Below are 25707 nucleotides of genomic sequence, written 5' to 3' on the forward strand. Positions count from 1 at the left end.
CTGGGTTTAAGATTATTATATACTAACACCTATTAATTGTAAATTAACAAATTTTAGAAATTAAAGAAACAAATTTATCTTCTCAATATCAGCATTGCATCTCCAAAGCTAAAGAACCTGTACCGCATGTCAACTGCAATCTTGTATGCATTCATGATTCTTTCATACCCACCAAACGCACAGACAAGCATCATCAAGGTAGTATCCGGAAGATGAAAGTTTGTAACAAGTCCGTCAAGCACTTTAAAGTTATACCCAGGATAGATGAAGATATCAGTCCAGCCTTTTTTTGCTTTTACTCTTCCTGTTTCATCGCTGCACGACTCTAAAACCCTGCACGATGTTGTTCCAACCGCAATGACTCTTTTTCCAAGATCCTTTGCTCTGTTTATTCTGTCTGCAACATCCTGAGAAATTTCATAGTACTCCTCATGCATCCTGTGCTCCTCTACATTTTCAACCTTAACAGGCTTAAAAGTTCCAAGTCCAACATGCAGTGTCACATACAAAATCTCAACACCTTTTTTTGATATTCTGCTAAGAAGCTCTTCTGTAAAGTGAAGACCTGCAGTTGGTGCTGCAGCAGAGCCAGGCACTTTGCTGTACACTGTCTGATACCTTGACAGGTCGTCGAGCTCCTCTTTTATATACGGTGGAAGAGGAATCTTGCCCAGTCTTTCTAAAACCTCTTCAAACACCCCTTCATAATAGAACCTCACAATTCTTGTGCCTTCCTCCTGGTTTACATGCAAAACCTCGGCTTTTAGCTCTCCATTGCCAAACACAAACTTTCTTCCTTTTCGCGCCTTTTTGCCCGGCCGTGTCATTACCTCCCATGTGTCTATATCAAGCCTTTTTACAAGTAAAAATTCTATAAAACTGCCTGTGTCCTCTCTTTGCCCAATTAGCCTTGCAGGTATGACCTTTGAGTTATTTAGAACAAGACAGTCACCCTCATTTAAATATTCAACTATGTCACGGAAAATTCTGTGTTCAAGACTGCCGTCTGGTAAAATAACCATGAGCCTTGAGCTGTCCCGCGGCTCTACAGGTTTTTGTGCAATCAGATCATCCGGTAGGTCATAGTGAAAGTCGCTGAGTTTCCATTTTCTCATCTTTTTTCAATCTCAACTCCTGTGTAATAGTGTTTTATAATTTGCTTATAATTATAACCACTTTCAGCAAGGCCTTTTGCCCCCCACTGGCTCATTCCAACGCCGTGTCCCCAGCCCTTACCATTGAATGTGTAAGTAGTAGGAACAAGTGGCACCTTGTCAATGCTACCATCTGGATTTACTACATCTATATATTGCTGTGAATATGTCTGACCTTCAGTTTCAATACCTCCAAAACTCTCAGATTGGTACACCTCATCATATATCGAAAGATACACACTTTCAGCAGTTTGTGGCAAAAGCTTTTCAGTTTCCTCAAAATTCTGCTTCTGCCCAGCAACCACTGCTCTTTTTACACTTCCATCTTCGAACAAAATCTTTTGCCCGCTTATTCTCACTTTTTTCACCTTTCCCCTGCTGTCTACAACAGCTACATCTGCATCTGTTGTAATTGTATATGCCTGGCTGTAAAGGCCAAACAAAAGCCGAGTTGCCTCTTTTTGACACTCATATTCGCCTTGTGTACCGATAATTTTTAGCCTTAAAACTCTTCCTGCCTTTGTATACTCAACCACTTGAACGTCCAAAATATCACCAATATCTATGTTCTTTTTTTTGAGCATATTTTTTATCTCATCTTTAGTAAACTGAAATAGCCACGACGACTTTGAATTTTTTGCTTCTTTAGAGTTGTCAACAGACCTCAAATACTCAATAGGATACCTCCAAACATTTTCAGAATCCTCTGTGGGAATACCGCCTGTTGACGAAAAATATACAGCATCAATTGGATTTCCTTTATAAGTTATAATCTCACCTCTTGTTGCGTCAACAGCTGAAATTGCCTGTTTTTCGCCATATGTGCCATCAACAGCACCACCATATACCTGGCAATGGTCTGTCGGACAGAGGTCAAAACCAATTGATAGGTGCCTGCCAAGGTTTCTCACAGCATACGTTCGGGCAATCACTGCAAATGCTTTTACAGCTTCAACTGGCCACAGCGGGTCAATCTCCATCCTGATAACACCATACAGATATTCTTCAAGCCTGGTGACGTTTATAACTGTCATATCGCTTGACTTTATCCTCTTAAATTCGGCTCTTCCTCTGAACCACCTGCTACCTATCTTAATCCTCTCAATACCATTTTGTTTTTGTGGAATCAGCATTAAAAACTTGGTATTTTGCCCGTCAAATCCAAAAATAACTTTGCCACTCTCATCTTTTACAAGAACCATTGTCTCCGAAGAATAAATGGTTGCACCAGAAAGTTTTGCCGCCAGCTTATTTGCATCGTTTATATTGTCAAAGCAGCCAATCAATATGCTATACCCGCCATTTACAAAGCCAACAAAAGCGTCTTTGAATGAAGAAAAACTTTTTAAGCTATTTTCTGCTGTTTTGTATGAAATATACCTTCCAACTGCCACATGATAATTTGGACCTTCCTGACCATTTTTTTTGTATACATCCTTTGAGACTGTGAGACTATTCTTTTGTGTATTTGAAATTGTAATAAAGTTTTTGTCATCAGAAATAGCCAAGAAGAGACTTCCTTTTGCCTCAATCTTTACAAAGTCTACCGGGCTTGATTTTTTGTATGTATCAGCATAAAACACACCTATTCTTATCCACTCTGGAATTTGAGATTGTGAAAATGCGGGTAATATATTGATTGAAGAAAAAACTACAAAAAAGACAATCGCTACTGCCCCGCATAAAAGTTTTTTAACCATTTTTTCTCTCCTTCTTGCTGCAATAAGTTTGTATTTATTAATTTTATTCTATCAAAATCCCTCTTGTGAGTCTATTGTAAAAGGAATATAATTTAATCTATGAATTTTTAAAGGTAATATCAAGTAGGGGTGCAGAAAAATTGTATATAATAGTTGTAGGGTGTGGTAAAGTAGGTTCAACCTTAGCTAAGTCTCTTTCTGACGAAGGTCACGATGTTGTTGTAATAGACTCTGATGCCAAAAATTTTGAAAGACTTGGACCTGACTTTAATGGCATGAAGATTCAAGGTGTTGTAATAGATGAAGACGTTTTAAAACAAGCAGGAATAGAAAAGGCTGATGCGCTTGCAGCTGTTACCCCTGATGACAGTACAAACATTATGGCAGCCCAGATTGCTGAAGAGATTTACAATGTACCAAAGGTGATAGCAAGAATTTATGACCCGCTCAGAGAAGACATCTTTCACTCTCTTGGACTTGAGACAATCTGTCCTACAACCTTGGCTGTTGAGTATATAAAATCAATCCTTCTTTCACGCGAGATAAGACACAAGCATAGGTTTGGCAAGGACGATGTGTTTTTCAAATACATCACACCAAAGAGAGATGATATTGGAAAAGGACTGGACAAAATAATTCTCCCTGAAAATTGCTATCTTTTCGGAATAATTCGAAATGAACACTTTTATTTCAAAAATAAAAACATAAGACTTCAGGAAAATGATATTATGGTAGTTGCTGAAAAGAAGGTGAATCAATGAGAGTTGCTATTATAGGTGGTGGAAAGGTTGGTTATTTTTTGACAAAGCTTTTAGCAGAAAGAGGAAGATATCACATAACTGTGATTGAACAGCAGCCAGAACTTTGCAGGAAAGTTGCTGAAGAGTTTTCGAATGTGACTGTTATAGAAGGTGACGGTACATCTTTGGACACCCTTTCTGATGCAAAGGTTCATAAGTGTGACTTTTTTATTGCCGTAACTGGAAAGGATGAGGACAACCTCATATCATGTCAGCTTGCAAAGAAGGTATTTGAAGTAAAAAGAACTATAGCAAGGGCAAACAATCCTAAAAACATAAACGTGATGAAAAGGCTTGGAGTTGACAATGTGATATCTTCAACAGACATCATTGCAAAGATAATTGAGCATGAGGTTGAAATAGAACCTCTTTCTGTCCTTGCCACGTTAAAAAATGGGGAGATAATAGTTTTTCAAGCTGTTGTTCAGCAAAATTCTCCTGCTGCAAACAAAAAGATTGCTGAGGTACCATTCCCCAAAGAGAGTATAATTGGTGCTATCATGAGAGAAAATGAGACATTTGTCCCTTCTGGGGACAGCATAATTTTGCCGGGCGATACACTACTTGTAATTGTGAACGAAAGTGCAAAAAGAGAGTTTAAACGCCTTATAAGCTCAAAATAATGCAAAGGGTGATTTGAACACAATGCTTAAGAAAAAAGAAAAAAATCTAAAAAACACTTTCATTGGTGTACTTGTAGAAATTGGTCTTGCGCTGGGATTCATTGTTGCTGGTGCTATCGTAACTTTAATTCCTTATCTTTTTTAGCTACAAATAAAAATTTGCTGAAAAAGAGGGCTGAACAAAATGTACAAAAACAAGTTCAGAGATGGTCATGTAGAACTTAGGCATGTCCTTTACATGACAGGAAAAACTTTAAGCGCAATTGGTATTGTAGAAGTTTTAGCAGCCATTACTTCGATTTTGTACCGAGAGTGGAATATGTTATTTAATCTTATGATTGGTATTGGACTTTTTTTTATTATAAGTTTTATATTCATCTTTATTGGAAGGGATACAAAAGAAGAAAGGTTTTCGTGGGGCGCTGGAATGAGCATGGTGGCTTTGACTTGGGCATTTGGCGCACTAATCTCTGCTGTTCCGCTTTATCTTTCAGGACACTTTAAATCATACTTGGATGCATTCTTTGAAGTTATGAGCGGATATACAACAACAGGTCTCGTTCTTATTCAGGATTTAGACCATGCACCAATGGGGCTTAATATGTGGCGACATCTTATTTGTTATATTGGTGGTCAAGGAATGGTTTTAATGACACTTAGTTTCCTTGCATCAGGAATGCGCGGACTTTTAAAAGTGTACATGGGCGAGGCAAGAGACGAGCAGATATTCCCAAATGTTATGCATACAGCAAGAATAATCTGGTCTGTGAGCCTTTTATACCTTGTTCTGGGAACTTTGGCTTTAACAATAAATGGCGTTTTAATAGGTCTTCCATTGGACATGGCATTTTTCAGAGGACTGTGGATGTTTCTTGGTGGTTGGGACACAGCAGGGTTTGCTCCACAGTCTCAAAACGCAATGTATTTTCATAGTCTGTCATACGAGATTATTTGTATGACCATTATGATTTTAGGAACAATCAATTTTGCGCTTCACTACTTTATCCTTACAGGTAATTATAAAGAAGGCATAAGAAACGCTGAAATTAAAAGTCTTTTTACAACAATAACAATTTTGAGTTTTCTTGGTGCTGTTGCTTTAAAAAGCATTTATTCAGACAGCACAGTTTCAATTAGAAAAACCTTTTACCATTTTCTTTCTGCGCATACAGGTACAGGTTTTGCAACACTTTACTCGCAGCAATTTTTCTATGAATGGTCAGACTCAGCAATAATTCTTATAGTTATTGCTATGCTTGCAGGCGGTTCTGTTTGCTCCACAGCAGGTGGTATAAAGGCACTGAGGTTTGCAATACTTGCAAATGCCGTTGTAAACGATATAAAAAAGATGATAAAACCTGATTCGGCAGTTGTTATTGAGAAATTTCATCACCTGAAAGAAATAACATTGCAAGATAAGCACGTTCGAAATGCATCAATTATAATACTTCTTTATATAACAACATTTGCATTTGGAACGCTGGCAGGTACGTTTTTTGGGTATCCTCTTAAGGCTGCAATGTTTGAATCTGCTTCAGCCCTTGGCAACGTTGGACTTTCAATCGGGATTACCCAGCCTTCCATGCCAGATGCACTGAAAATTATCTATATCTTTATGATGTGGGTGGGAAGGCTTGAATTTATGTCTGTAATTGCGCTTTTTGCATTCCTATTTAAAGAAGCAAAGGAAGGATAAGAAAAGATGGTACGAAAGTTATTCATATTATTGTTGTTATTAATCAGCATAATGATAACATATTTAACTGAAACTTCTTTGGCAAAACCTATTGATAGTAATACACTTATAAATAATGCTTTTAAATATGATGGTAAATTTATCGAATTTCAAGGAGAAGCTATAGGCGAAATAATGAAAAGAGGAAATTACGCTTGGGTCAATATTCACGATGGCAGCAATGCAATTGGTGTTTTTTTGAAATATGAAGATGCTAAAAAAATTAAATATCTTGGAAAACATGGGGTAAAAGGTGATACTGTTTATGTAAAGGGCATTTTTAATAGGGCTTGTAAGGAACATGGTGGAGACTTAGATATACACGCATATCAAATAAAAATTTTAAAAAGAGGTTATGAAATCGAAGAAAAAGTTGACAAAACAAGGTTTGTCATTGGGATATTGATTTTTGCAATAGGTAGCTTTCTTATGTGGACTGTATTTAGATATAAATGGTAGCGGCTGACTAAATTTTTTCGACCAGCCGTTTAATTTTATTTAAAGCAAAATTTTGTATTATTTTAGCTATATTTTTTATTTTTACAATCAAAAAATACCCAATTGTTCCAACCATATCTATCATTACATCAATAGCACTTGGTCCTCTACCGGATACAAATATCTGATGCACTTCGTCTGAAATTGCGTAAACAACAGAGAAAATAATTGTCAATATAAAAGACTTTTTTGAATTTTTGTTGCATTCAAAAAACGCTTTATAAAATAGCATACTTAAAATGAGATATTCTGTCACATGCGCAAGTTTTCTTATTAATAATTCAAAATTCTTTCTGTTGTAAGAATTAACCAAATCCCTTCCTGTAAAAAATTCTATAAATTTCTCCACGAACATTGCTATTGAAAAACTTTTTTGATGCGAAATAGCACCTTCCTGTGCTGAGAAACAAAAAATTACAGTCATCCATGCAAAGACAAGTGCCCATCTTATGTAAATTCTGTTTTTCATAAATATCGGTTTCCCTTCCCATTATTAAAATAGAAAAATCTAATACATTACAATTATAGCCTTTATGTGCTAAGTTTTATATTAGCTTAATTAAACAAACTAAAAATAATATTTTGTTGCAAACTGCTTTAGATAAAGATTGGCGTATTTCCCTTTAATGCGTAATAACTCATCATGATTACCTTTTTCTATTACTTTACCATCCTCAATGAGATATATAATATCAGCATCTTTGATTGCAGAAAGCCTATGTGCAATTATTAATGTAGTTTTACCTTCTATTAGTGCATTGAGTGCTTTCATCACTTCTAACTCTGATTCAGAGTCCAAAGAAGATGTCGGCTCATCTAAAAGTAATATTGGAGCATCTTTTAAAATAGCTCTTGCTATTGCAATTCTCTGTCTCTGTCCTCCAGAAAGTGTCAAACCTTTGTCTCCGACTTTTGTGTTATATCCCTCTGGAAGACTCATAATAAAGTCATGAATATTTGCTTTTTTTGCAGCTTCAATAACTTCTTTTTCTGTAGCATTTAGCTTTCCATATCTAATATTTTCATATATATTTCCATTGAACAAATAACAATCTTGAGGAACATATGCAAAAAGACTTCTTAATTCCTTGACAGTATAACATGATATAGGTCGACCGAAAATTAATATCTCTCCCTTTTGTGGCTTATAAAAACCCATTATTAATTTAAAGATAGTACTCTTTCCACCACCACTTTTCCCAACAAAAGCTACTTTGGCACATTTTGGAACTGTAAAGGTTATGTCATTTAGTACTTCTTTCGTTTCGCTATATGAAAAACTAACCTCTTTGAATTCTATACAAATACTTGAACTATTTTGATTTATTTCAGTAACCATAGGAAGACTAATATACTCTATCTTTGTATCATCCAAATACTTTTCATCAATATCAAGTACCTCAAAAATTCTTTGTGCTCCTGCCAAAGAACTCTGCAGATTTGTTAAAAATTGCCCAACAGAACCAAAAAGCCATAATAAAGAACCCATCATATTTACACTAATCATTAAATTACCAAATGTGAGCTTATTCTTCATAACCAGATATCCACCAATTACTATCTGTCCAAAAAAAATAAGCCGCCCTGCCGTATAATTATAAGCTGCAAGTATAGAATTATAATTTATTCTCTTCAATGAAAGTTTGTAAACAGCTAAATTTGTTTGGATAAACTTTTTAAAAATTATCTCACCTATCATAAAAACACGAATAACAAAAGCACCTGAGATAATATCTGAAAATCTCTGAACAACCTCTGAAAGCTTTGATTGTATCTTATCACTTACGTTTTTTAATGGTTTTATAAAAGCTACATTAAAAGTAAGATGAAGAAGGCCTATGATCAATCCATACAAAAATAGTATTTTATTTGCAGAAAATATTACACTTGCCGAACCAATACCACTAATAAAAGCCATTGCCAGCATCATAAGCTGCCAGGAATATGCCCCTTCAGCAATAGCAACATCATTGTTAATACGTGACATAAAATCCCCACTGTGCTTTTTTTCAAAGTAGTCCAATGATAAACTTAATATTTTCTTAAAGAAATTTTCCTTACAAAAATAGTATTTTATTTGCAGAAAATATTACACTTGCCGAACCAATACCACTAATAAAAGCCATTGCCAGCATCATAAGCTGCCAGGAATATGCCCCTTCAGCAATAGCAACATCATTGTTAATACGTGACATAAAATCCCCACTGTGCTTTTTTTCAAAGTAGTCCAATGATAAACTTAATATTTTCTTAAAGAAATTTTCCTTTATAATTATTGTGGTTTTTATTATACAGCATTCATATATATATCCAAATAAGGGTATTATTATTAATAAAATGCCAAACCACTTAGCCACAAAAATCAGACCTTTAAAAAGTCCATGTAAGTCTTTTTCCAGAATACTATCTGTCACAATTTTTAAACCCAAAGCGCCAACAAAATTAAACAAAAATTGCTGTGACGACAATATTATCAATGCTACTATATAACTTATACCAAGTAGTGGAGTCCCCCCATCTTTCCACATAAAAGAGAGAAGCCGTATCAAATTTGAATTAGCTATTCTTTTCACAAAGTCTCACTCCCTAAGTAAACAAATTTCCTTTCATTTTCTCAGTAAATTGTTTTGAATAAAGATTATAATAAACTCCTTTTTTTTCAATCAGTTCACTGTGAGTTCCTTCTTCGCAAATTTTCCCATTATCTATAACAATTATTTTGTCTACATTTTTAATTGTAGAGAATCTATGTGCAATAATAATTACTGTTTTGCCATTTACAATTTTCTCAATTTCGGATTGAAGTACATTTTCTGATTCTGTATCAAGCGCAGAGGTAGCCTCATCAAATATAAAAATCTCAGCACTTTTCAATATTGACCTTGCTATGGTAATTCTTTGTTTTTGCCCACCTGACATATTTACACCTCTTTCACCAATCTCTTTAAAATAACCCCCTGCTTCATTAATTATAAAATCATGAATATTAGCTATCCTGCAAGCTTCTTCTATTTCATCTTTCTTTGCTTCTAATTTCCCATATAAGATATTTTCATATATTGTTGTGGGAAAAAGAAAAACATCTTGATTTACAGCAGAAATTTTATCTCTTAAACTTTTTAAATTCCACTCTTCTAAAGAATTGCCAAGTATTTTTATTTGCCCACTTTGAGCCCTGTAAAGACCAAGAAGTAGCTTTACAATGGTTGATTTTCCACTACCACTTGGTCCAACAATTGCTACTTTCTCACCTTTTTTTATTTTAAAACTAACACCTTCTAAAACCGGTTTCATTAATGTATCATAAGAAAATACTACATTCTCAAACTCAACTGCATAGTCATAGTCATCCTTACTTTGGTTTAAATCGCCAGACATTTCATTAGTATGCAATAATATCTCATTAATTCTTGACACAGCAGCCTTTGTTTTCCTATAGTTATTTATCGCATTAGGTAAAATGTGCATTGGGGCTAAGAATATATTCATAAGTTCTGCAAAAGCTATAAGTCCACCAAATGTAAGCTTGTTCTTTATCACCATATAACCACCAAATAAAAATAAAAGAATACTTGGTGCAACTTGAATTACACCTTTCACCGTCTCAAGAATTGCTGAAATTTTGGCTATCTTTAAGCCCTGATGAAATACCTTTTCCAAACCCGATTTAAAAGTTTTAAAAATATGTGCTTCAAGCAAAAAAGCCTTTATCAATAAAGCACCTGTTACTACATCTTGAACAGTGGTATTTGTCTCACCAACCAAATGTTGCTGACTTTTTGTAAATTTCTCAACAGGTTTGCTAATATATAACGCAGCAAGTATGACTAAGGGAATTATTGCAAAACAAAAGAGAGTCATCTGCCAACTCACCAATATCCCATAAACAATTCCAATAACAAAAACAACCGGATGATATAATATATCATTTAATGATTGAGTCAAAAATCCATTAATAATCGACAGGTCAGAAGTGAGTCTGGATATAAAATCACCTGTTGTATTTTTTTCTATAAGGTTTATTTCAGAAACTATAAGCTTTTTGCTAATCTCTTCTCTCAAATCTTTTAAACTTTTTTCAGAAAACTTACCGTGTAAATATGCTTTAATATATTCAAGAGGAATTTTTATCGAAATAACTATAAGTGCTATTTTTAATGTGCTGATAAATAGATTAAAATCTTTTTTGACTCCTGCATCAACAAGACTTTTTTCGATTTGTATTAAAGATATATTAATAAGTGATGCACCAATAGATAAAAGAACTACTGTTATAAGTAAATAGAAATTTTTTTTGATTATCTTAAATACCTCAGAAAACTGAAAAAATCTTTTCTTTTTCATATTTTTATTAACACCTCTGAACCATTCGACTCTTTTATCTCCACAATAGCTAACCCTTTATACTTTCGAAGAGAATAAATTGCGCGTGAGATGGCTCTAAAATCTATGTCATCAAGAGCTATCTTTGCTTGTAGTTTTTTTAAGATATGTTTAAGCACAAATTTAGGTGTAACTCTCAACAAAAATGTTACTGTAAAAAGAGGAAAATTTATATCTATTTTTCTTTCATTGCGGTTGCCTATTATTATTCTCATGTTCTTAAAAACCACCTTTTTAAGAATAAAATTTATTCAATCCCAATATAAACTTTATCTCCATTTGAAGATTGGATGTTTACAATTTCACCCACAAGACCACTTTCAATAGCACTTAAAACCAGATTAATATCAATACCTTCAAAAATGTTTTGAAAATTTGGTTTATCATTATTTTCTTCATATGGGGAATTTCCAATTCCTCTTTGAATTGACTGGTCAACTATCTTTTGAATAAACATTGGACCAGTCGCCTTTATCATGCTCTTTATAAACTCAATTGGCAGACTTATTTTAACCTCATCATTATCCGACGAACTTACCAATATCCTGAGTATCCTATCTTTATTTTGCTGTTCAGTTGGGCTAAAGCTTTTCTTTTGAATAATTTCAATCATATCGTATGCCTTTTCAGTATTAAGTTTGCCTTCTTCTACCATTTTTAGTATTCTTAATATCTCCTCTTTCATAACACTTAATCCTCCTCTTTTAATATTTTTATAGCCTCATCAGGGCTAATCTCACCGCGTTCTAACATCTCTAAAACTTCTATTGTATCCTGTCTCTTGCCAATGTCCTTAAGACCAAGTACCTCTAAAATACTTTCAAGTCTTGCCCTGAGTGTTGGATACGAAAGTCCAAGTTCCCTTTCCATCTCTTTAAAGTTGCCCCTTGCTTTTAGAAACATCTCAACAAATTGAAGTTGTTCATCTGTTAATTTCATAAACTTGTTATATTCAAAATTGTTTTCTATAGTAGTCCTGCAAGATGGACATCTTAGTTTGATAATTTCAAGCCCGGAGCCACATATAGGACATTTACTCAATAGCTTTACCCTCATTTATTTTGTCACCTTTATGTTCTTGTTTAAATAAATTATACTCGAAATTTTAATATGTTGCAAGTATAATTTTAATATTTTTAAAATTTAGAATACTTTTATTTTAATTTTATTAAAATATGACTTTTCAAAATAAAAAATGGAGTCACATTTTTATCTCATGTGACTCCATTTTCTTCAACTATAAAACTTTAGACATATATTTTCAAAATTTCATTAAAAGGTCAAGTAACTTTTTATCAAGCTTGTGCCCATAAAAGTCTTGATATTCAACATCATCTCTTCCAGAATCAATAATTCCAAAAGGGCCACGCAAATTCCAAAGTGCAATCCCAATTCCGAGTTCTTTTAAAACATCCAGTACATCAGCAAACCACTTTATAACAATATGATGGGGTGTTTTATTATATGATCCCCCTTCACCACAAATTACACCAATACCGTATCTAAATAAATTTGCCCACTTTTCATAATGCCTTTTCAAATAATCTTTATCAACAACTTCACCATTTTTGCGTATAAGTGGCCACGAAGGCACACCAAACTTGTCACTTCCTTGCACCCATTCTGCCCTATAGTGTGTAAGTTCAAACGGAATGTATGCCCTGCAAGCTTGCGCCACACCTAAACTTGCGAGTTCAAAAACAGGTTCATTACCATAGTCAACACCGTCAATTATTATAAGTCTTTCTTTATCAATCTCCCTTATTTTTTCAACAGTATATGTCATAACTCTAATAAAATCCTCTTTTGTCATCTCTTCTTTAGAATACTGTCTTGGTTCATTTATAAGGTTAAAGCTCAAATACTTTGAAGATATTCCTTTATACCTTTTGGCAAATGTCTGCCAATATAATACAAATAGTTCAAGAGGTTCTTTGTCTTTCCATAGATTATAGCCTTCCTTAGTTTTTTCATTTACACAATAACCCGGCGCACCATGAATATTCAAACAAATATGAATACCATATTTCTGGCCCCATACAACAACCTTGTCTATCATCTCTAAAACTTCTTCTTTTATACCTGGTTGCCTTTCTACATACCAGTTTATGTAGTTCATGGGTATTCTTGCAAAGTTAAATCCCCATTCCTGCATCCACTTAAAATCATCTTCAAAAAATCCATAACTCATATTTGGAATAAATAAACCGAGTAGGTTGAATCCTTTATATTTTGACAATATATTCATTGTTTACTCTCCTTTGCTAAAAAATCAAAAAAGGAAAGGGTAGATTTTCATTACCCCTTCCTTTTACATTTTAACTATTTTAACACATGAACTTCATCTAATTTTTTTACTTTTTCTATCAAATCTTTCACTTCAGCAAGTTTTTCCAATATTAGCATTACTGACGAAACTGCATCGTAGTAGAAAAAGTAATTAATACCATGCTCTAAAATAACTTTCATATAATCTCTAATCTCATTTCCTGTATATTTTACAGGAACATCTAAAAGCTTATCTACATCATTCAAAAACGCCTTGAAAAACTCAGGCAAAATAATATGATTATTTTTAAACTTTTTCATTTCAAGCCATGCAAGTAGCATTTTGAGCTTTTCGCCGTACACTGTGCAGTCTCCCAGCATCATGATAAAGTGTTCTCCTTGCCTGTCAATCAAAAACCCTGCATCATATTCGCTCTGCATACACATATTTTTAAGATTCTCTATACACTGTTTAGACCCCCCACTGATTAAAGTACTCTTTAATGCATATCGCTCAGAAATCCTGTCAAAAAGCGAAATTATAGATTTGTCTTCCGAGACTATACAAACCTTTAACCCTTTGAACCTGGAACTTTCAAACGTCTCTTCAAGCCTTGCAAAGTACATCTCAAGCGGTGATGAGACAAGTTCATTTACAAAATTGATATTTGAAGAGGTCCTGAAATCGCATGTAACAAACAAATTTTCAATTTTTCTCTCAAGCGACTTGTCAATGTTCATACCGTTTTGGTCAAATATCTCAATCCTTATGCTATTTCCTCTTGAGCGTACATAAATGCCAGCGTCATAATAGTCCTTTACAATGTATCTAAAAATAGGAAGTATTACACCTCTTGTCCTGTAAAGTCTTGCACCGGTTATCTGGCAGCCTGTTTCAATAGCTTTTCGAATAACACTGCTCCTTTCTGTGTAGTCATCACCAATTAAAATTCTTGCATTTCTATCAAATACAGAACCAATAGAATTCCCAAGTTTTATTGCAAACTGGGGTGTTATCTCCTGATTAAAATCACCTGTAATTCCACGAACCCAGAATACACTTTTAATAACCTCTGTCCCCCAGTAGATGTTTTCATCTATTACTGTGCCAGACTCAATTGTTTTTTCTGGCCAAATTTTAGCTTCTGCCTTAACCTCAACAAAATCTTTCAAAAGGTTGTTCTCACCAACCACTGCCTTTTCAGACACTCTTACATAGTCTTTCAAAATGGATTTGCTGCAGATGATACAGCTTTTGAGCTCACAGTTTTTACCAATAAAACTGCCACTCCAAAGTATAGCCCTTTCCAGCTTAGTTCCTTTTGCAATCTTTACACCATCACCAATTACACAAAACTCGCCTATTTCAACATCGTCTTCTATCTCACACTCACTTCCAATAAACACACTTTGGCTTATCTTAGCGTTTGGTGAAATATTAGAATACTTAGAAATTTTAGAACTTTTCAAATCAAGGTCAAGTATTCCACCAAGTCTAAATACATCCCTGTGAGCTTTAATATAGCTTCCCACATCTCCAATATCACACCAGTAACCATCCATCTTAAACCCAAACATGGGCACTTTTTCTTTTAATAGTTTTGGAAATAAATCCTTGCTAAAATCAAATGGTTTGCCATCTTCTATAAAGTCGAGTATCTCTGGCTCAATTATATAAATACCTGTATTTGCAAGATTCGAAAAAACTTCACTCCATGAAGGCTTCTCAAAAAACCTTTGAATCCTTCCTTCTTCGTCTGTAAGAACAATACCATACTCTATTGGTATTTCAACCTCTTTTAATACAATTGTGACCTTGCTGCCCTTCTGCTTATGAAACTCTACAGCTCTTGTGAGGTCTGCATTTGTAATTCCATCCCCGCTCAAGACAACAAAAGTCTCATCTAAAAACCCTTTTGCATTCTTGACAGAACCTGCTGTGCCAAGAGGCCTGTCCTCAATAAAGTGTTGAATACAAACCCCCCACTTTTGCCCATCCTCAAAATAGTTGATTATCTTGTCAGGATGATATTGAAGAGTTGTTGCTATTTCAAAAATACCATGGGTTTTGAAAAGTTTTATTGCATACTCCATAACTGGTCTGCCAAAAAAAGGTATCATCGGCTTTGGAAGTGACACAGTCAATGGTCTGAGCCTTGTCCCAGACCCGCCTGCCATTATAATACCTTTCATACTTTTTTAGACCTCCTCCTTCTGACTTAAAATTTTTTCTAATTTAGTGAAAACCAATTCATCTTTTTTGCTTCTGTAACAATCATCTGGTATAAATTTCTAAGTCTTTTCACTATCTCATCCCATGAATAAATTTCTTTTGCATCAGACTGTGCTTGTCTTGACAATTTCTGTCGAAGTATATCATCTTTCAAAGCAAGCAAAATCATATCAGCAAGCGAATTTGAATTTCCACAGAAAAAAGTAAGTCCATTGTGAAAGTGTTTAACAATCTCAGAAAAACCTCCTATGTCAGATACCACTGGTACACATCCTGATGCCATTGCTTCTAAAGCAACTATCCCAAAAGGCTCGTAAAGGCTTGGAAATACAGCAATATCAGAAGCTTTAAACAGTTTTTTCCTTTCTTCGTCAGAAATAAAGCCTGTAAATAACACTTTATTTGAAAGCCCTAAAAAGTGAGCTTTTGAATAAAGTTCACCTGTCATTGGACCATTGCCTGCGATTATTAGCTTTGCATCGTAGAAGTTATCAAGTACTTTTCTGAAAGCTTCTATCAAGATGTGAATTCCTTTTTCGTACACATGTCTTCCAATAAAAAAAACTATTTTTTCATTGTCCAATGCATATTTTCTTCTGAATTCCAAATCAAACTCTACATTTGCAAACTCATCATAATCTATACCATTTGGAATTGTAATGCATTTGTCTGGTGTTAAGCTGAAAATCCTTTCACATTCGTGTTTCATAAACTCAGAGTTCACAATTACTTTCCACGCTTCAAATGTCAGCCACCACTCAACATTGTGGATAAACTTCTGCATATCTGTATATATACCACCATTGCGTCCATGTTCTGTTGCGTGAATTGTTGCAACCAATGGAATTCGAAGAGCATGTTTTACCATCCGCGCAGCGAATGCTACAAGCCAATCATGCGCATGAATTATGTCAAATCTGCCTTCACTTTGTGCAATATATATAGCCTTTTCAGCAAGTGCCATGTTCATCATCATGACCCAGTCGATAAAGTTAAGGGAATTCAGTGGATACACTTGAACTCTAAATATCTTAAGATTCCCATGATCTTCTGTCCTTTCATAGTCTTCTGAGAGGGTAATAACATACACATTATCGTCCTTGGAAAGCTTTTGTGAGATGCTTCTTACTACCCTTGAGATGCCACCAACAATCCTTGGTGGATATTCCCATGTAAGCTGCAGTATCCGCAACCATTCATCTCCTTTCTTTTAGTAATTTTTTAAGAGGGTTTATATAATTTATACCACTTTGTGTATAGTATTAACAAAAATTTTTCTATATTTTTAATTTCTTTTTCTAATATTATCTTCTCCAATTTATAATACTTTAAGTTTGCAAATCTTTTCCTCAGAACTCTTTTTGCAAATTATGTAACTTGCATAAATATTTTATCAAAATTTTAACATTATTTACGTTGCTTTTTTATGGTATATTTAAAATATCATCTTAATTTCTAAAATACAACTTTAGAGGGGTTATGTAGAATGCAGGTATATGTTGTAAGAAAAATTCCTATACAGGAATTGAAAGAGTTTGGAGGCAGAGTTTTAAATGGTGTGAAAGAAGGCGTCAAAGAAATCATAAATGATATAGAAAGAACAGCAATAGCTTCAGGTTTGGAAAATGGCATTAAAGGCGGTATTAGTGGCTACAAACAAAACAGAGAATTTAATGCTGTAATGAAAAATGGATATACATTAAGAGGAATAGGACAAGCTGGCATGTCTGGAGCTGTAAGTGGTTTTGCAAAAGGAGTAATTAAATCACCTGGAATTGTCGGATGGATATCAATAGGTTGGTCATTTGGAGAAGGTTTCGTTAGAGGTTGGAGAGAGTATGGAAAATAAAAAAAGTTATTTTAGTTGGATCGTAGCTGGATGCATTACTTCTACACTGCTCGTTTATGCTGTTTACTACTTAAAAGACTCTTCTTACTTTAAAGAAAATCCTTTAAACAGAATTATTCAATTGTTGATTGTAGTTGGAATAGTAGTCAGTGCAATAATTGATGCTAAATGTATTGAAAATTCTAACAAAGTACATCTTAGAATTTTATTAAATAACTTTCTGTTATTTTTAGTTTTCTTTTTTCTACCCCTAAACATTGGTCTTTTAGTTTTAAAAATAATACCAAGCATAAAAGACTTGGGAGCTTTTATCTTGCTCGAAATTTTTTTCACATATTCTGTTCTGCGTTCTAATTACTTATATATTCTTAAATTTAAGAATTACAAAAATTATACAAAAATTATTATATTATCTGCTCTCTTGTTAGGAATTTTCTTGGGAATAATATTCCCTGAAATAGAAGGTATGTATAGATATTTATTAATTTTTGTTTTTGTTACAATACTTTTCGAGGTATTAAATTTTACATTAAGATAAATTTTTTTTGATTTAATATAATGAGAAATGGATATATGTTTAAGGGGAGTAGAACAAGATAGTTTGTCCAGTGCTGCAAGTGCTTTTGCAAAAGAGATAATTAAAATATTTGAATATGGAGAATATTTTACAACTGGTATATCTTTTGTAAAAGGATTTGTCCGAGGTTGGAATGAATATGGCAAATAAAACCAAACATCATTTTTTGAATTGGGCACTCAGTGGAATTATTTTATCACTCTTAGTATTGATTTTTTTTTACCTCAATAGAAACTTACCAATCTTAAAAGGAAATGTAGCAAATAGAATTGCACAACTTTTTATAGTAGTTGGAGTAGTAGTTGATAGCATATTAGATTTGTCAGTAGAACAAAATCTAAATGGTTACTCAAAGAAAATTTTAATAAAACCTGCGGTATTTTTTATCACTTTTTCTTGTGTGTTTAATATTGGTATACTTCTGCTTAGGATAATATCTTCACTAAAACTTCTTGTAATGTTAATAATATTTGAATTTTTGTTTTCACTTTTTACTATTCGCTTTTTTCATTTAGAAAAAGTTAAATTTTATAAATATAAGAATTTTAGTAAAATAGTGGTCTTCTTTATACTTGCGGCAATAATACTCTTGGTAATATTTGCTCCATCTTTAGAAGGTATTGGTTTGTATATTGCAGTATGTATTCTAGGTATTGTTTTCTTTGAAATACTAAACTTGTTATTAAAATAAAAGAAATTATAGAATAGATTTCAGAATAGTAACTATTTAGTATAAAGACTATTTTGAAATAATTATAAAGTGCGAGGTAAACGTTAATGAATCTTTACCTTCCTTTAGATACATTTCAAGAAATAAAAATCATAACAGAAAACAATATCATTGAATGTGAGAGAAATAGTGATTTTATTAATATTTCAACTTTCTTAAAAGAAAATGAAGCTTTTATTATTGCTTGTAACGAACAATTAATAATTTTTGCAACTATTGAAAAACTAAAAAAACTAAAAAAAGAGTTAAAAATAGAAAAAGTAAAAATTGGTTTGGAAACGTTTAAAACTGAAGATGGGTTTTTAAAATTATTACATGAAACCCATGTTCTTTTTGGCAATGATAAAAAGTTTGTAATATATATTGAACTAATTAACCCTGTTGATACATGCCCTATTATTATCGAGATAAAAAAGAATTCTGAAAAATGTTATTTTTCCTTAGCTAATATTCCACCAGGAGAAAAAACTAATAATTACTTTATAAAATATGCAGAACATATCATTCTTGACTTTTCTCAACTAGAAAAAGCAATATACGATGTGGAAATAAAATTTATTGATGGCGAAATAATTGGAAAAACAACCTTTAAATGTCAACCTTTAAAAAAGAGATTGGAGAAATATTTACCTTATAATCCTGTGTAATAATAAAACTAAAAGACCAGCTTTGTTTAAAACAAACAAGCTGGTCTTTATTTTTATTATTAATTTATTCATAAAGATACAGCACATACATTGCATGGGACCATGCTAAAGGTACAACCCAAGCAGGCTTGCCAGTGAGCTTGTCAACCTGCTCTGGTAAAAGTCCGTTTTGCAAACTGTGCGCTTTTGCCCACTCAAAAAGTTTTTCTGCCCTGTCAATCTGACCAGTTTTTTTGTAGTAAATTGCAAGCCAGAGTGTTGTCAGTATCCATGGATTTCCACCAATGTACCTGTCATCAAAGTATCTCTTGTAGCCCCCGACAATTGAATTTTGACACTCCCTTTCAATAGCCAAAATGGTTGCTTTGAAAGCCTTATCGCTGCTATCTACCATTTCAAAAGGATAATAAATGCCAAGCATTGAAATGTCAACAACTTCATCTTGCTTTTTGAAATAATAGGTTATCTCATATCTCTCATCTTTTTGCATGTACCTGTTCTCTTCAGGAAGCTTTAAAAATTCCTCATGTGAAATTCTAACATCTGTTGACCTTACATACCGGGAAAGTTTAGGACTGTAAAACCTTGTTGCCACCTGATTTTTTATTGCCTTCAGCTTATTTTCAATTTCATTTTCAAGAACAGGAAAATATTTTTTTGCTTTTTTCAGCGCAGCATAAATGCTTGCATTTGAGTAAAGATGAATTCCTTCTCTTTCTTCCCACAGGTCAAAGCTTCTAAAAATAACTCCCTTTTCGCTATCCACAGCAGCTATCAAAAACAGCAGTGCTTTTTTGAGCTGTTCTTTATGCAAATCAATCAAATGCAAGGAATTTTGTCTTTCGCAGTAGCTGAGAAATCCCCACACAACAGAAGCTGTCTCATCAATCTGAACTCCCCAGCTTGGAGCTAAGTTGCCATCTGTATAATATCTCTGGTCCCAGAATCCTTCCTTTTCCTGACAAGAAAATTTGAATTCAAAAAACCTTTCAACCTCCCTTGAGAGTCCAAGCGCATCCATTGCAGATACTATAAACGCAGCGTCTCTTCCCCATACAAAACCATACCCGCCACAGTGGAAAAACTTCTCGTCAACCTCAGATGCAGCTAAAATTCCACCTGTTTTGGAATTTTGCAGAGTATAAAATACATAGGCACTTCTTTTTTGAAGCTCTATGTTTTTGGGATCTTCTGTACAAATGATCTTTACTTTTGAAAATTTCTTTTTCCAAAAGGTTTTGTTTTGCCTGTAAATTTCATCATACCCTTTTTGTTTTAAGTAAGAAAGTTTTTGGTATATCTCATTTTTTGAATTTCCAAAAGCAAGAAAACATACAACCTTTCCTGTATTCTCAAGTTTTACAGCAATTTGTGGGTTTGTAGCTTCATTCCAGCCTTCCAGCTGATTATCGTTTGCATCATCAATTCCGTTTTTAACTGTAAAGCTTTTTATCTTATTCTCAAAAGCAAGACCTATATATGTCCCTTTAAAATATGCATAGATTATTTCATTTTCCTTATCAACCTTTGCAGCATTAAAAAGGCTTGAAGAATTTATCATAGGTTCTAAAAAGACATAGAAGTCTTCGAAGCCAGTTTCCCATAAACGAACCAAGCTGTCTGTTTCAAAGTCAACAAAGTCAAGCTGAAAAATTGTTCTGTCTGCAATTTTATATTCAAAAAAGTACGCAAAGTCATCCACAAATCCACTTCTTATCTTGAAATTTTCATCCTCGAAAAATACAAGCCCATCCAAAAAAACGGCTGATAAAAAGAGTTTCACCTGCTGATAATAATCTACTGCAGGCCAATAAAACCTTTGCAATATGCCATTTGAATCAAGCTGCCCTAAAACCTTTGTGTTCCCTATTATAGCTTCTATAAGATATGGTTTTTTCAAACTAATCCCTCTTTCTTTGAAAACTTTTATTTAAATCTTGTGCAAACATTTGCAGTAATCTTATTATAGCAGATTTTCAGCAGTTTGTGGATTCAGCAATTTTACTAATTTTATTTTACCCCTTCTGTGCCAAAAAAATCCTCTCCGGCAAAGTTTATTGTAATGCCAGAGAGGATTTTATCTTAGAGCTTTTTTTTTAGTAGTTTTATTTTTCATCGCTCAATCAAATCTAACAAATCACAAACCTTTCTAACCTGTCCTCCATTTAGATTAATCTTATACTCTTTTTCAGGTCTTGCAAAAATGAAGTTGTCTTCTACATCCTTGTCAGCTTCAATTATAAGGCAAATTGCGGGAGTTTTGGGTTTTATTACAATATAGTCATCTTTTATTTCATATTCAAACTGGCAGGGTTTTAGCTCGAGGTTTATTGGCTTTTCAAATACAAAGTAGTTTTCGTATTCCACTCTATCGACAAAAAGGCTTACAAAAACTATGCTTTCCAAAAGTCCTCTGTCTATCTTATCTCCAATTACAGCCGTTTCAACATGTTTGGGTATATATAACCACTCACCCTTCAAAATATTCAAGTTTTCTACTTTTTCAGAAAATGCCTCAACCACACCATTTTCAGGAATTTCAACAGTCAGGTTTTTCTCGTATAACTTCTGCCCGTCAAAATTCCAGATTGTAATATTGATTTGGCCCTGTTTTGACTCTAGTTCATCGCTTACAACATATACCTTTAGCTTTCCATTCTCATACTCAACCACTGGCAAAAACTTTGCAAATATCCTTTTTGACTCATAGTAAAGCGCCTTTCTCCTTTTTAGATAGTCAATTGACGACCATGAGATGACAGGCCAGCAATCATTCAGCTGCCAGTAAAGTGCTCCTGCTGTCCTGAACTTATTCTTCCTGTAGTGCTCAACCGCAAGCTTTATAGCCTCTTTTTGAACAAACTGTGACAAATACACAAAAGAGTCAAAGTCTTTTGGTAGACCAATTGAGCCTGCCATATACCTTATAAGCCTTTCTAAACCTTCTTCCTGCTTTTCGTGCATTCTCAAGGTCTTTGAAAAGATTGTCTGGTCTTTTAGAGGAATATATTTTTTCATTGTGTCAATATGCGCTGCTGCTTGAAAACCAAACTCGCTCACAAACCTTGCATTATCGTGTTTGTAGTAAATATAGTCTTTCCAGCCAGCCCAGATATCCCATGTGTGCTTGTCACCAGCAGTGCTGCTATTTGGATGCTCTCCACCATACGGGCTTGAGATGTGGTACGGTCTTGTTGGGTCAAGCTCTGATAGAATCTGTGGCAAAACCTTCTTGTAAATTCTATTTCCCAAAAATTCTGGGTCGCCAATGTGCCACCAGTCTCTAAAACCCCAGTTGTTTTCGTTATTTCCACACCAAAGCACTATACACGGATGGTTTCTCAGTCGTTTTATCTGGTACTCTGCCTCTTTTTTGAAATTCTCAACGAAAAAGTCAAACTCATCAGGGTAGATTGCGCATGCAAACATGAAATCCTGCCACACCATTATACCATTTTTGTCACACTCGCTATAGAACCAGTCATACTCATAAATTCCGCCGCCCCAGACTCTGAGCATGTTCATGTTTGCATCTTTTGCCATTTTGATTAAAGCTTTGTAGTCATCTTCTTTTAGCCTTGGCAGGATGGAATCAGCAGGTATCCAGTTTGCACCCTTTGCAAAAACCTTCTTGCCATTTATTTCAAAGATAAAACTTTCACCATATTCATCCTTTTCCTTTATTACTCTTACAGTCCTGAGCCCTGTTGTGACCTTCTTTTCTTGAGCTTCATTCGAACTCTTTGCAGTTATTTTAAACTCATACAAAGAGGGCTCCCCATACCCGTTTGGCCACCAAAGTTTTGGGTTTTCTATCTCAATCCTTTCATCAATAAAATACCCCTCTTTTGATTTATAAACCTCTGGAAAAATTTTCATAGAAAAGCTACCATCAAATACCCCTATCTCAACTTCGGATGGTTTTTCAAAACAGTTTATCTTTGCAAACACTCTTACAATGGCAAGCTCATCTGAGATACTTTCCACTTTTACAAACTCATCTTGAATTTCAAGCCCATTGTGAAGCTCTAAATACACGCTCTTCCAGATTCCTATCTGGAGAATTCTTGGCCCCCAGTCCCAGCCGTACGAATACTGCGACTTTCTTATCCAGCTTCTTTGCGGATAGCTGTAGCTTGACTGGTAAATGCTTTTGAGCCTTTCTGCCTCTTTTATTGGTGAAAGAAGGATCACCTTTAAAATGTTTTTCCCTTTTTTAAGTGCAAGACTCACATCAAATTCATACTTCAAAAACATGTTGTCGGTCTTACCCAAATAATGGTCATTTAAATAAATCTCAGATACCGTATCAATTCCTTCGAATACAAGCTTTTTGACCTGAAAATCGACATTATCAACATCAAACTCTTTTACATACTCAAAATCTTTCTCTTCCAGATCATAAAACAAAACCTCGTTTGTAGCATAAAAAGGGTCGGGAAGCTTTCCAAGGTTAATCAAATCAAGCTGGACACACCCTGGCACGCTTGCCTCGTAGTACTCATTTTGACCAACTTCTCTGAACTTCCATTTTCCGTCAAGATTTATTCTCACAGTTTCTGCCCTCCTGTGTTTGTTTAGTCTTTTAGAATTTATTATAATACTTCTCACAGCAAGTTTTTCTTTCTTTATTTTCAGTCTTTATCTCATTTTTTAAGAAAAAAATAAAAGGGTAAAAATCTTCATATCACCCTTTGACAGCGCCTGCAACAAGTCCCTGGATTACTTTTTTGTTGAATATCAGATATACCACAATCACAGGAAGTATTGCAATTGTGATTGCTGCCATAAGCTGGGTGTATTTTACTGTGTACTGAGAAGTGAAATTTGTAAGACCAACAGGCAAAGTCTTCAAAGCATCACTTTTTATCAAAACAAGGGCAAACGAAAACTCGTTCCATGAAGACAAACTGCTTAGAATCACAACTGTTGAAATAATCGGCTTGCAAATGGGAAGAATGATCCTAAAAAGAGTTGTAGTGAGTGTCGCTCCATCAATGTACGCAGCTTCTTCAATCTCATGCGGAATATCTTTTATAAAGTTTTCCATCAAAAATATTGCCATTGGAAGTCCAAGCCCTACATATGGCAAAATCAGCGTTATTCTTTTGTCCAAAAGTCCAAGCACTTTGAACTCAACAAACATCGGAACAAGCAGAGCATGGATTGGTATTAGCATCCCCGCCAAAAACATTGTGTAAAGAAGATTTCTCCCTGTGAACCTGTATCTTGCAAAGAAGTACCCAACCACGAAGCTAAATAAAACAATCAAGATGACAGAGACAACTGTTGTAAATAGGCTGTTGAAAAAGTATATGTGCATCTTTGCAGTTTTGATGGCATTTATATAATTTTCAAAGGTTGGATGTGCTGGCAGCGCGGCAATGTTTAGTGCAAATTCTCTTTCTGTCTTCAGTGATGAATAAATAAGCCAGACAATTGGGAAAATAGATGAAAGTGAAAGCAACATCACAAAAGCGTTTATAATCAAAGCTCCTATTCTTGATAGTATCCTTTTGAGCGTCATTGTCTCTTTCCCCCCATTAGTTTTCGCGAAAGCAAAATTATTGCAAGGCTCAATACAAGTATTCCAACAGAGATTGTAGAACCATAACCGAGCTTGAACATTATAAACGAATTATTGTAAGCATACTGGGCCATGACCATTGAACTTTTGCCAGGACCACCGCCTGTCATGACATATATATGGTCAAACACTTTCATATTTCCTGCAATACAGAGCATCACAGAAACCTTTAAAGTATCTGCCAAAAGAGGCAATATGATATAAATTGTTCTTTTAAAACCGTCTGCACCGTCTATCTCGGCTGCCTCAAATATTTCTTTCGGAATAGACTGAAGCGACGCCATTAAAATTACAAGATAAAACCCGATGTACTGCCATATAAGTGGCACAGAAACAGAGTAGATAACTATCTTTGGGTCGTCAAGCCATGGCTTTATCAAGCTTTCAAGACCAATTGCTCTTAAAATCCAGTTTAAAATTCCTATCTGCTGGTTATACATGAGCGTCCAGATAAAGCCTATTACAACTGCAGATAGAACCACAGGCAAAAATATTACTGTGCGGTGAAACTCTTTGAATTTTAAAACCCTTGTTGTCATAAGGGCAGCCAAAATAAAGGCAATGCCAATCTGCCCAACAATGCAAAGTAAGGTGATTATGATATTGTTTTTAAACGACAGCCAAAAATCTGTATCTTTTATAAGCTCTGCATAGTTTGAAAGTCCAACAAATCTCATTCTTGGCCCGCCAGACCAGTCATAAAGACTGTAGTTGAAGGCCAAAATGAGCGGCATGACAACAACAAATACATACCATAAAACCGGCAAAACCAAATACCCAATGAAAACTCTTGATTTTGGTTTAAAAAGACCCCTTTCCATAGAAGTATACTCACCTCTGAAAAATTTTTCTAAATTTATACTTTCTAACTAAAAGAGGAGGGCAAACTCTTCCCTCCCCTTTCTGTTTATTGGTGAAAATTT

General features: G+C 34.3%; 26 protein-coding genes. 10 read left to right on the plus strand and 16 right to left on the minus strand.

Annotation, left to right across the window (positions count from 1 at the left end; genetic code table 11):
* Positions 1-74: 74 nt before the first annotated feature.
* Together queA and CaldiYA01_RS10725 are read right to left on the minus strand one after the other, a co-directional pair.
* Positions 75-1115 (minus strand): tRNA preQ1(34) S-adenosylmethionine ribosyltransferase-isomerase QueA, encoded by a 1041-nt coding sequence (gene queA / locus CaldiYA01_RS10720; RefSeq protein ID WP_207179577.1) that lies wholly within the window; start codon positions 1113-1115, stop codon positions 75-77.
* A complete protein-coding gene (locus tag CaldiYA01_RS10725) occupies positions 1112-2854 on the minus strand; it encodes a SpoIID/LytB domain-containing protein (RefSeq protein ID WP_207179580.1) in 1743 nt (580 codons plus the stop codon). Before CaldiYA01_RS10725 ends, queA begins: the two co-directional genes overlap by 4 nt.
* A gap of 140 nt (positions 2855-2994) precedes the next feature.
* On the opposite strand from CaldiYA01_RS10725, the gene CaldiYA01_RS10730 reads away from it, so the two are divergent.
* Genes CaldiYA01_RS10730 through CaldiYA01_RS10745 form a run of 5 tightly spaced genes read left to right on the plus strand, consistent with a single transcriptional unit; the run spans position 2995 to position 6471 of the window.
* On the plus strand, positions 2995-3615 hold the full coding sequence (locus tag CaldiYA01_RS10730) for a potassium channel family protein (protein WP_013404198.1): 621 nt from the start codon (positions 2995-2997) through the stop codon (positions 3613-3615).
* Positions 3612-4277, plus strand: coding sequence for an NAD-binding protein (locus CaldiYA01_RS10735; RefSeq protein WP_207179587.1), 666 nt, complete (start codon positions 3612-3614; stop codon positions 4275-4277). The genes CaldiYA01_RS10730 and CaldiYA01_RS10735 overlap by 4 nt, the downstream gene beginning before the upstream one ends.
* A 22-nt stretch (positions 4278-4299) precedes the next feature.
* Positions 4300-4422: a hypothetical protein gene (locus CaldiYA01_RS12415; RefSeq protein ID WP_269076400.1), complete on the plus strand. Its 123-nt coding sequence runs from the start codon at positions 4300-4302 to the stop codon at positions 4420-4422.
* A 39-nt stretch (positions 4423-4461) separates the two neighbouring features.
* Positions 4462-5973, plus strand: a complete 1512-nt coding sequence (locus tag CaldiYA01_RS10740; RefSeq protein WP_207179589.1) for a TrkH family potassium uptake protein — start codon at positions 4462-4464, stop codon at positions 5971-5973.
* Between the two features lie 6 nt (positions 5974-5979).
* Positions 5980-6471, plus strand: a complete 492-nt coding sequence (locus tag CaldiYA01_RS10745; RefSeq protein WP_207179591.1) for a DNA-binding protein — start codon at positions 5980-5982, stop codon at positions 6469-6471.
* A gap of 7 nt (positions 6472-6478) precedes the next feature.
* Here the strand turns inward: CaldiYA01_RS10745 and CaldiYA01_RS10750 are convergent, their stop codons facing one another.
* The 10 genes from CaldiYA01_RS10750 to CaldiYA01_RS10795 all read right to left on the minus strand — a co-directional run bounded on the left by CaldiYA01_RS10750 (position 6479) and on the right by CaldiYA01_RS10795 (position 16586).
* Positions 6479-6979, minus strand: a complete 501-nt coding sequence (locus CaldiYA01_RS10750) for a VanZ family protein (protein WP_207179592.1) — start codon at positions 6977-6979, stop codon at positions 6479-6481.
* Between the two features lie 99 nt (positions 6980-7078).
* Positions 7079-8497, minus strand: a complete 1419-nt coding sequence (locus CaldiYA01_RS10755) for an ABC transporter ATP-binding protein (RefSeq protein ID WP_408612152.1) — start codon at positions 8495-8497, stop codon at positions 7079-7081.
* A 70-nt stretch (positions 8498-8567) separates the two neighbouring features.
* Complete coding sequence (locus CaldiYA01_RS10760; RefSeq protein WP_207179594.1) at positions 8568-9083, minus strand: ABC transporter transmembrane domain-containing protein; 516 nt, start codon at positions 9081-9083, stop codon at positions 8568-8570.
* Positions 9084-9096: 13 nt separating this feature from the next.
* On the minus strand, positions 9097-10854 hold the full coding sequence (locus CaldiYA01_RS10765) for an ABC transporter ATP-binding protein (protein ID WP_207179596.1): 1758 nt from the start codon (positions 10852-10854) through the stop codon (positions 9097-9099).
* The gene (locus CaldiYA01_RS10770) at positions 10851-11108 is read right to left on the minus strand and encodes a hypothetical protein (RefSeq protein ID WP_207179598.1); all 258 of its coding nucleotides are present in this window, start codon (positions 11106-11108) and stop codon (positions 10851-10853) included. Before CaldiYA01_RS10770 ends, CaldiYA01_RS10765 begins: the two co-directional genes overlap by 4 nt.
* Before the next feature lie 32 nt (positions 11109-11140).
* Positions 11141-11578 carry a hypothetical protein gene (locus CaldiYA01_RS10775; RefSeq protein WP_207179600.1) on the minus strand — a complete coding sequence of 146 codons (438 nt, stop codon included), beginning with the start codon at positions 11576-11578 and terminating at the stop codon, positions 11141-11143.
* Positions 11579-11583: 5 nt separating this feature from the next.
* Positions 11584-11949, minus strand: coding sequence for a DUF2089 domain-containing protein (locus CaldiYA01_RS10780; RefSeq protein ID WP_207179602.1), 366 nt, complete (start codon positions 11947-11949; stop codon positions 11584-11586).
* A 205-nt stretch (positions 11950-12154) separates the two neighbouring features.
* On the minus strand, positions 12155-13141 hold the full coding sequence (locus tag CaldiYA01_RS10785) for a glycoside hydrolase family 5 protein (protein ID WP_207179604.1): 987 nt from the start codon (positions 13139-13141) through the stop codon (positions 12155-12157).
* A 74-nt stretch (positions 13142-13215) separates the two neighbouring features.
* Positions 13216-15354, minus strand: coding sequence for a sugar phosphate nucleotidyltransferase (locus CaldiYA01_RS10790; protein ID WP_207179606.1), 2139 nt, complete (start codon positions 15352-15354; stop codon positions 13216-13218).
* A gap of 38 nt (positions 15355-15392) precedes the next feature.
* On the minus strand, positions 15393-16586 hold the full coding sequence (locus CaldiYA01_RS10795; protein WP_207179609.1) for a glycosyltransferase family 4 protein: 1194 nt from the start codon (positions 16584-16586) through the stop codon (positions 15393-15395).
* A 294-nt stretch (positions 16587-16880) separates the two neighbouring features.
* Here CaldiYA01_RS10795 and CaldiYA01_RS10800 point away from each other — a divergent pair, with 294 nt between their 5' ends.
* From CaldiYA01_RS10800 to CaldiYA01_RS10815, 5 genes are all read left to right on the plus strand, one after another.
* Entirely contained in the window at positions 16881-17243 is a 363-nt protein-coding gene (locus tag CaldiYA01_RS10800; protein ID WP_207179610.1) for a hypothetical protein, read from the plus strand.
* Positions 17233-17781, plus strand: a complete 549-nt coding sequence (locus CaldiYA01_RS10805) for a hypothetical protein (RefSeq protein ID WP_207179612.1) — start codon at positions 17233-17235, stop codon at positions 17779-17781. Before CaldiYA01_RS10800 ends, CaldiYA01_RS10805 begins: the two co-directional genes overlap by 11 nt.
* 63 nt (positions 17782-17844) lie before the next feature.
* Entirely contained in the window at positions 17845-17970 is a 126-nt protein-coding gene (locus tag CaldiYA01_RS12420; RefSeq protein WP_269076401.1) for a hypothetical protein, read from the plus strand.
* A complete protein-coding gene (locus CaldiYA01_RS10810; RefSeq protein WP_238480526.1) occupies positions 17960-18511 on the plus strand; it encodes a hypothetical protein in 552 nt (183 codons plus the stop codon). The genes CaldiYA01_RS12420 and CaldiYA01_RS10810 overlap by 11 nt, the downstream gene beginning before the upstream one ends.
* An 86-nt stretch (positions 18512-18597) precedes the next feature.
* Positions 18598-19197, plus strand: a complete 600-nt coding sequence (locus CaldiYA01_RS10815) for a hypothetical protein (RefSeq protein ID WP_207179615.1) — start codon at positions 18598-18600, stop codon at positions 19195-19197.
* A 64-nt stretch (positions 19198-19261) separates the two neighbouring features.
* Here CaldiYA01_RS10815 and CaldiYA01_RS10820 read toward each other — a convergent pair whose 3' ends face one another.
* The 4 genes from CaldiYA01_RS10820 to CaldiYA01_RS10835 form a co-directional block, all read right to left on the minus strand.
* The gene (locus tag CaldiYA01_RS10820; RefSeq protein ID WP_207179616.1) at positions 19262-21097 is read right to left on the minus strand and encodes a glycoside hydrolase family 15 protein; all 1836 of its coding nucleotides are present in this window, start codon (positions 21095-21097) and stop codon (positions 19262-19264) included.
* Positions 21098-21309: 212 nt separating this feature from the next.
* Entirely contained in the window at positions 21310-23751 is a 2442-nt protein-coding gene (locus CaldiYA01_RS10825; RefSeq protein WP_207179617.1) for a glycoside hydrolase family 2 protein, read from the minus strand.
* Positions 23752-23884: 133 nt separating this feature from the next.
* On the minus strand, positions 23885-24724 hold the full coding sequence (locus tag CaldiYA01_RS10830) for a carbohydrate ABC transporter permease (protein WP_207179618.1): 840 nt from the start codon (positions 24722-24724) through the stop codon (positions 23885-23887).
* Entirely contained in the window at positions 24721-25605 is an 885-nt protein-coding gene (locus CaldiYA01_RS10835) for a carbohydrate ABC transporter permease (RefSeq protein WP_207179619.1), read from the minus strand. The genes CaldiYA01_RS10830 and CaldiYA01_RS10835 overlap by 4 nt, the downstream gene beginning before the upstream one ends.
* Positions 25606-25707 lie beyond the last annotated feature (102 nt).

Origin of the sequence: Caldicellulosiruptor diazotrophicus, assembly GCF_017347585.1 — a bacterium.
Classification (GTDB): domain Bacteria; phylum Bacillota; class Thermoanaerobacteria; order Caldicellulosiruptorales; family Caldicellulosiruptoraceae; genus Caldicellulosiruptor; species Caldicellulosiruptor diazotrophicus.

Excerpts from the sequence above, each read along its gene's own strand:
- queA (WP_207179577.1), bottom strand. The coding sequence starts at position 1,115 with ATGAGAAAATGGAAACTCAGCGACTTTCACTATGACCTACCGGATGAT.
- CaldiYA01_RS10725 (WP_207179580.1), bottom strand. The coding sequence starts at position 2,854 with ATGGTTAAAAAACTTTTATGCGGGGCAGTAGCGATTGTCTTTTTTGTA.
- CaldiYA01_RS10735 (WP_207179587.1), top strand. The coding sequence starts at position 3,612 with ATGAGAGTTGCTATTATAGGTGGTGGAAAGGTTGGTTATTTTTTGACA.
- CaldiYA01_RS12415 (WP_269076400.1), top strand. The coding sequence starts at position 4,300 with ATGCTTAAGAAAAAAGAAAAAAATCTAAAAAACACTTTCATTGGTGTA.
- CaldiYA01_RS10740 (WP_207179589.1), top strand. The coding sequence starts at position 4,462 with ATGTACAAAAACAAGTTCAGAGATGGTCATGTAGAACTTAGGCATGTC.
- CaldiYA01_RS10745 (WP_207179591.1), top strand. The coding sequence starts at position 5,980 with ATGGTACGAAAGTTATTCATATTATTGTTGTTATTAATCAGCATAATG.
- CaldiYA01_RS10750 (WP_207179592.1), bottom strand. The coding sequence starts at position 6,979 with ATGAAAAACAGAATTTACATAAGATGGGCACTTGTCTTTGCATGGATG.
- CaldiYA01_RS10755 (WP_408612152.1), bottom strand. The coding sequence starts at position 8,497 with ATGTCACGTATTAACAATGATGTTGCTATTGCTGAAGGGGCATATTCC.
- CaldiYA01_RS10765 (WP_207179596.1), bottom strand. The coding sequence starts at position 10,854 with ATGAAAAAGAAAAGATTTTTTCAGTTTTCTGAGGTATTTAAGATAATC.
- CaldiYA01_RS10770 (WP_207179598.1), bottom strand. The coding sequence starts at position 11,108 with ATGAGAATAATAATAGGCAACCGCAATGAAAGAAAAATAGATATAAAT.
- CaldiYA01_RS10775 (WP_207179600.1), bottom strand. The coding sequence starts at position 11,578 with ATGAAAGAGGAGATATTAAGAATACTAAAAATGGTAGAAGAAGGCAAA.
- CaldiYA01_RS10780 (WP_207179602.1), bottom strand. The coding sequence starts at position 11,949 with ATGAGGGTAAAGCTATTGAGTAAATGTCCTATATGTGGCTCCGGGCTT.
- CaldiYA01_RS10785 (WP_207179604.1), bottom strand. The coding sequence starts at position 13,141 with ATGAATATATTGTCAAAATATAAAGGATTCAACCTACTCGGTTTATTT.
- CaldiYA01_RS10790 (WP_207179606.1), bottom strand. The coding sequence starts at position 15,354 with ATGAAAGGTATTATAATGGCAGGCGGGTCTGGGACAAGGCTCAGACCA.
- CaldiYA01_RS10800 (WP_207179610.1), top strand. The coding sequence starts at position 16,881 with ATGCAGGTATATGTTGTAAGAAAAATTCCTATACAGGAATTGAAAGAG.
- CaldiYA01_RS10805 (WP_207179612.1), top strand. The coding sequence starts at position 17,233 with ATGGAAAATAAAAAAAGTTATTTTAGTTGGATCGTAGCTGGATGCATT.
- CaldiYA01_RS10810 (WP_238480526.1), top strand. The coding sequence starts at position 17,960 with ATGGCAAATAAAACCAAACATCATTTTTTGAATTGGGCACTCAGTGGA.
- CaldiYA01_RS10815 (WP_207179615.1), top strand. The coding sequence starts at position 18,598 with ATGAATCTTTACCTTCCTTTAGATACATTTCAAGAAATAAAAATCATA.
- CaldiYA01_RS10830 (WP_207179618.1), bottom strand. The coding sequence starts at position 24,724 with ATGACGCTCAAAAGGATACTATCAAGAATAGGAGCTTTGATTATAAAC.
- CaldiYA01_RS10835 (WP_207179619.1), bottom strand. The coding sequence starts at position 25,605 with ATGGAAAGGGGTCTTTTTAAACCAAAATCAAGAGTTTTCATTGGGTAT.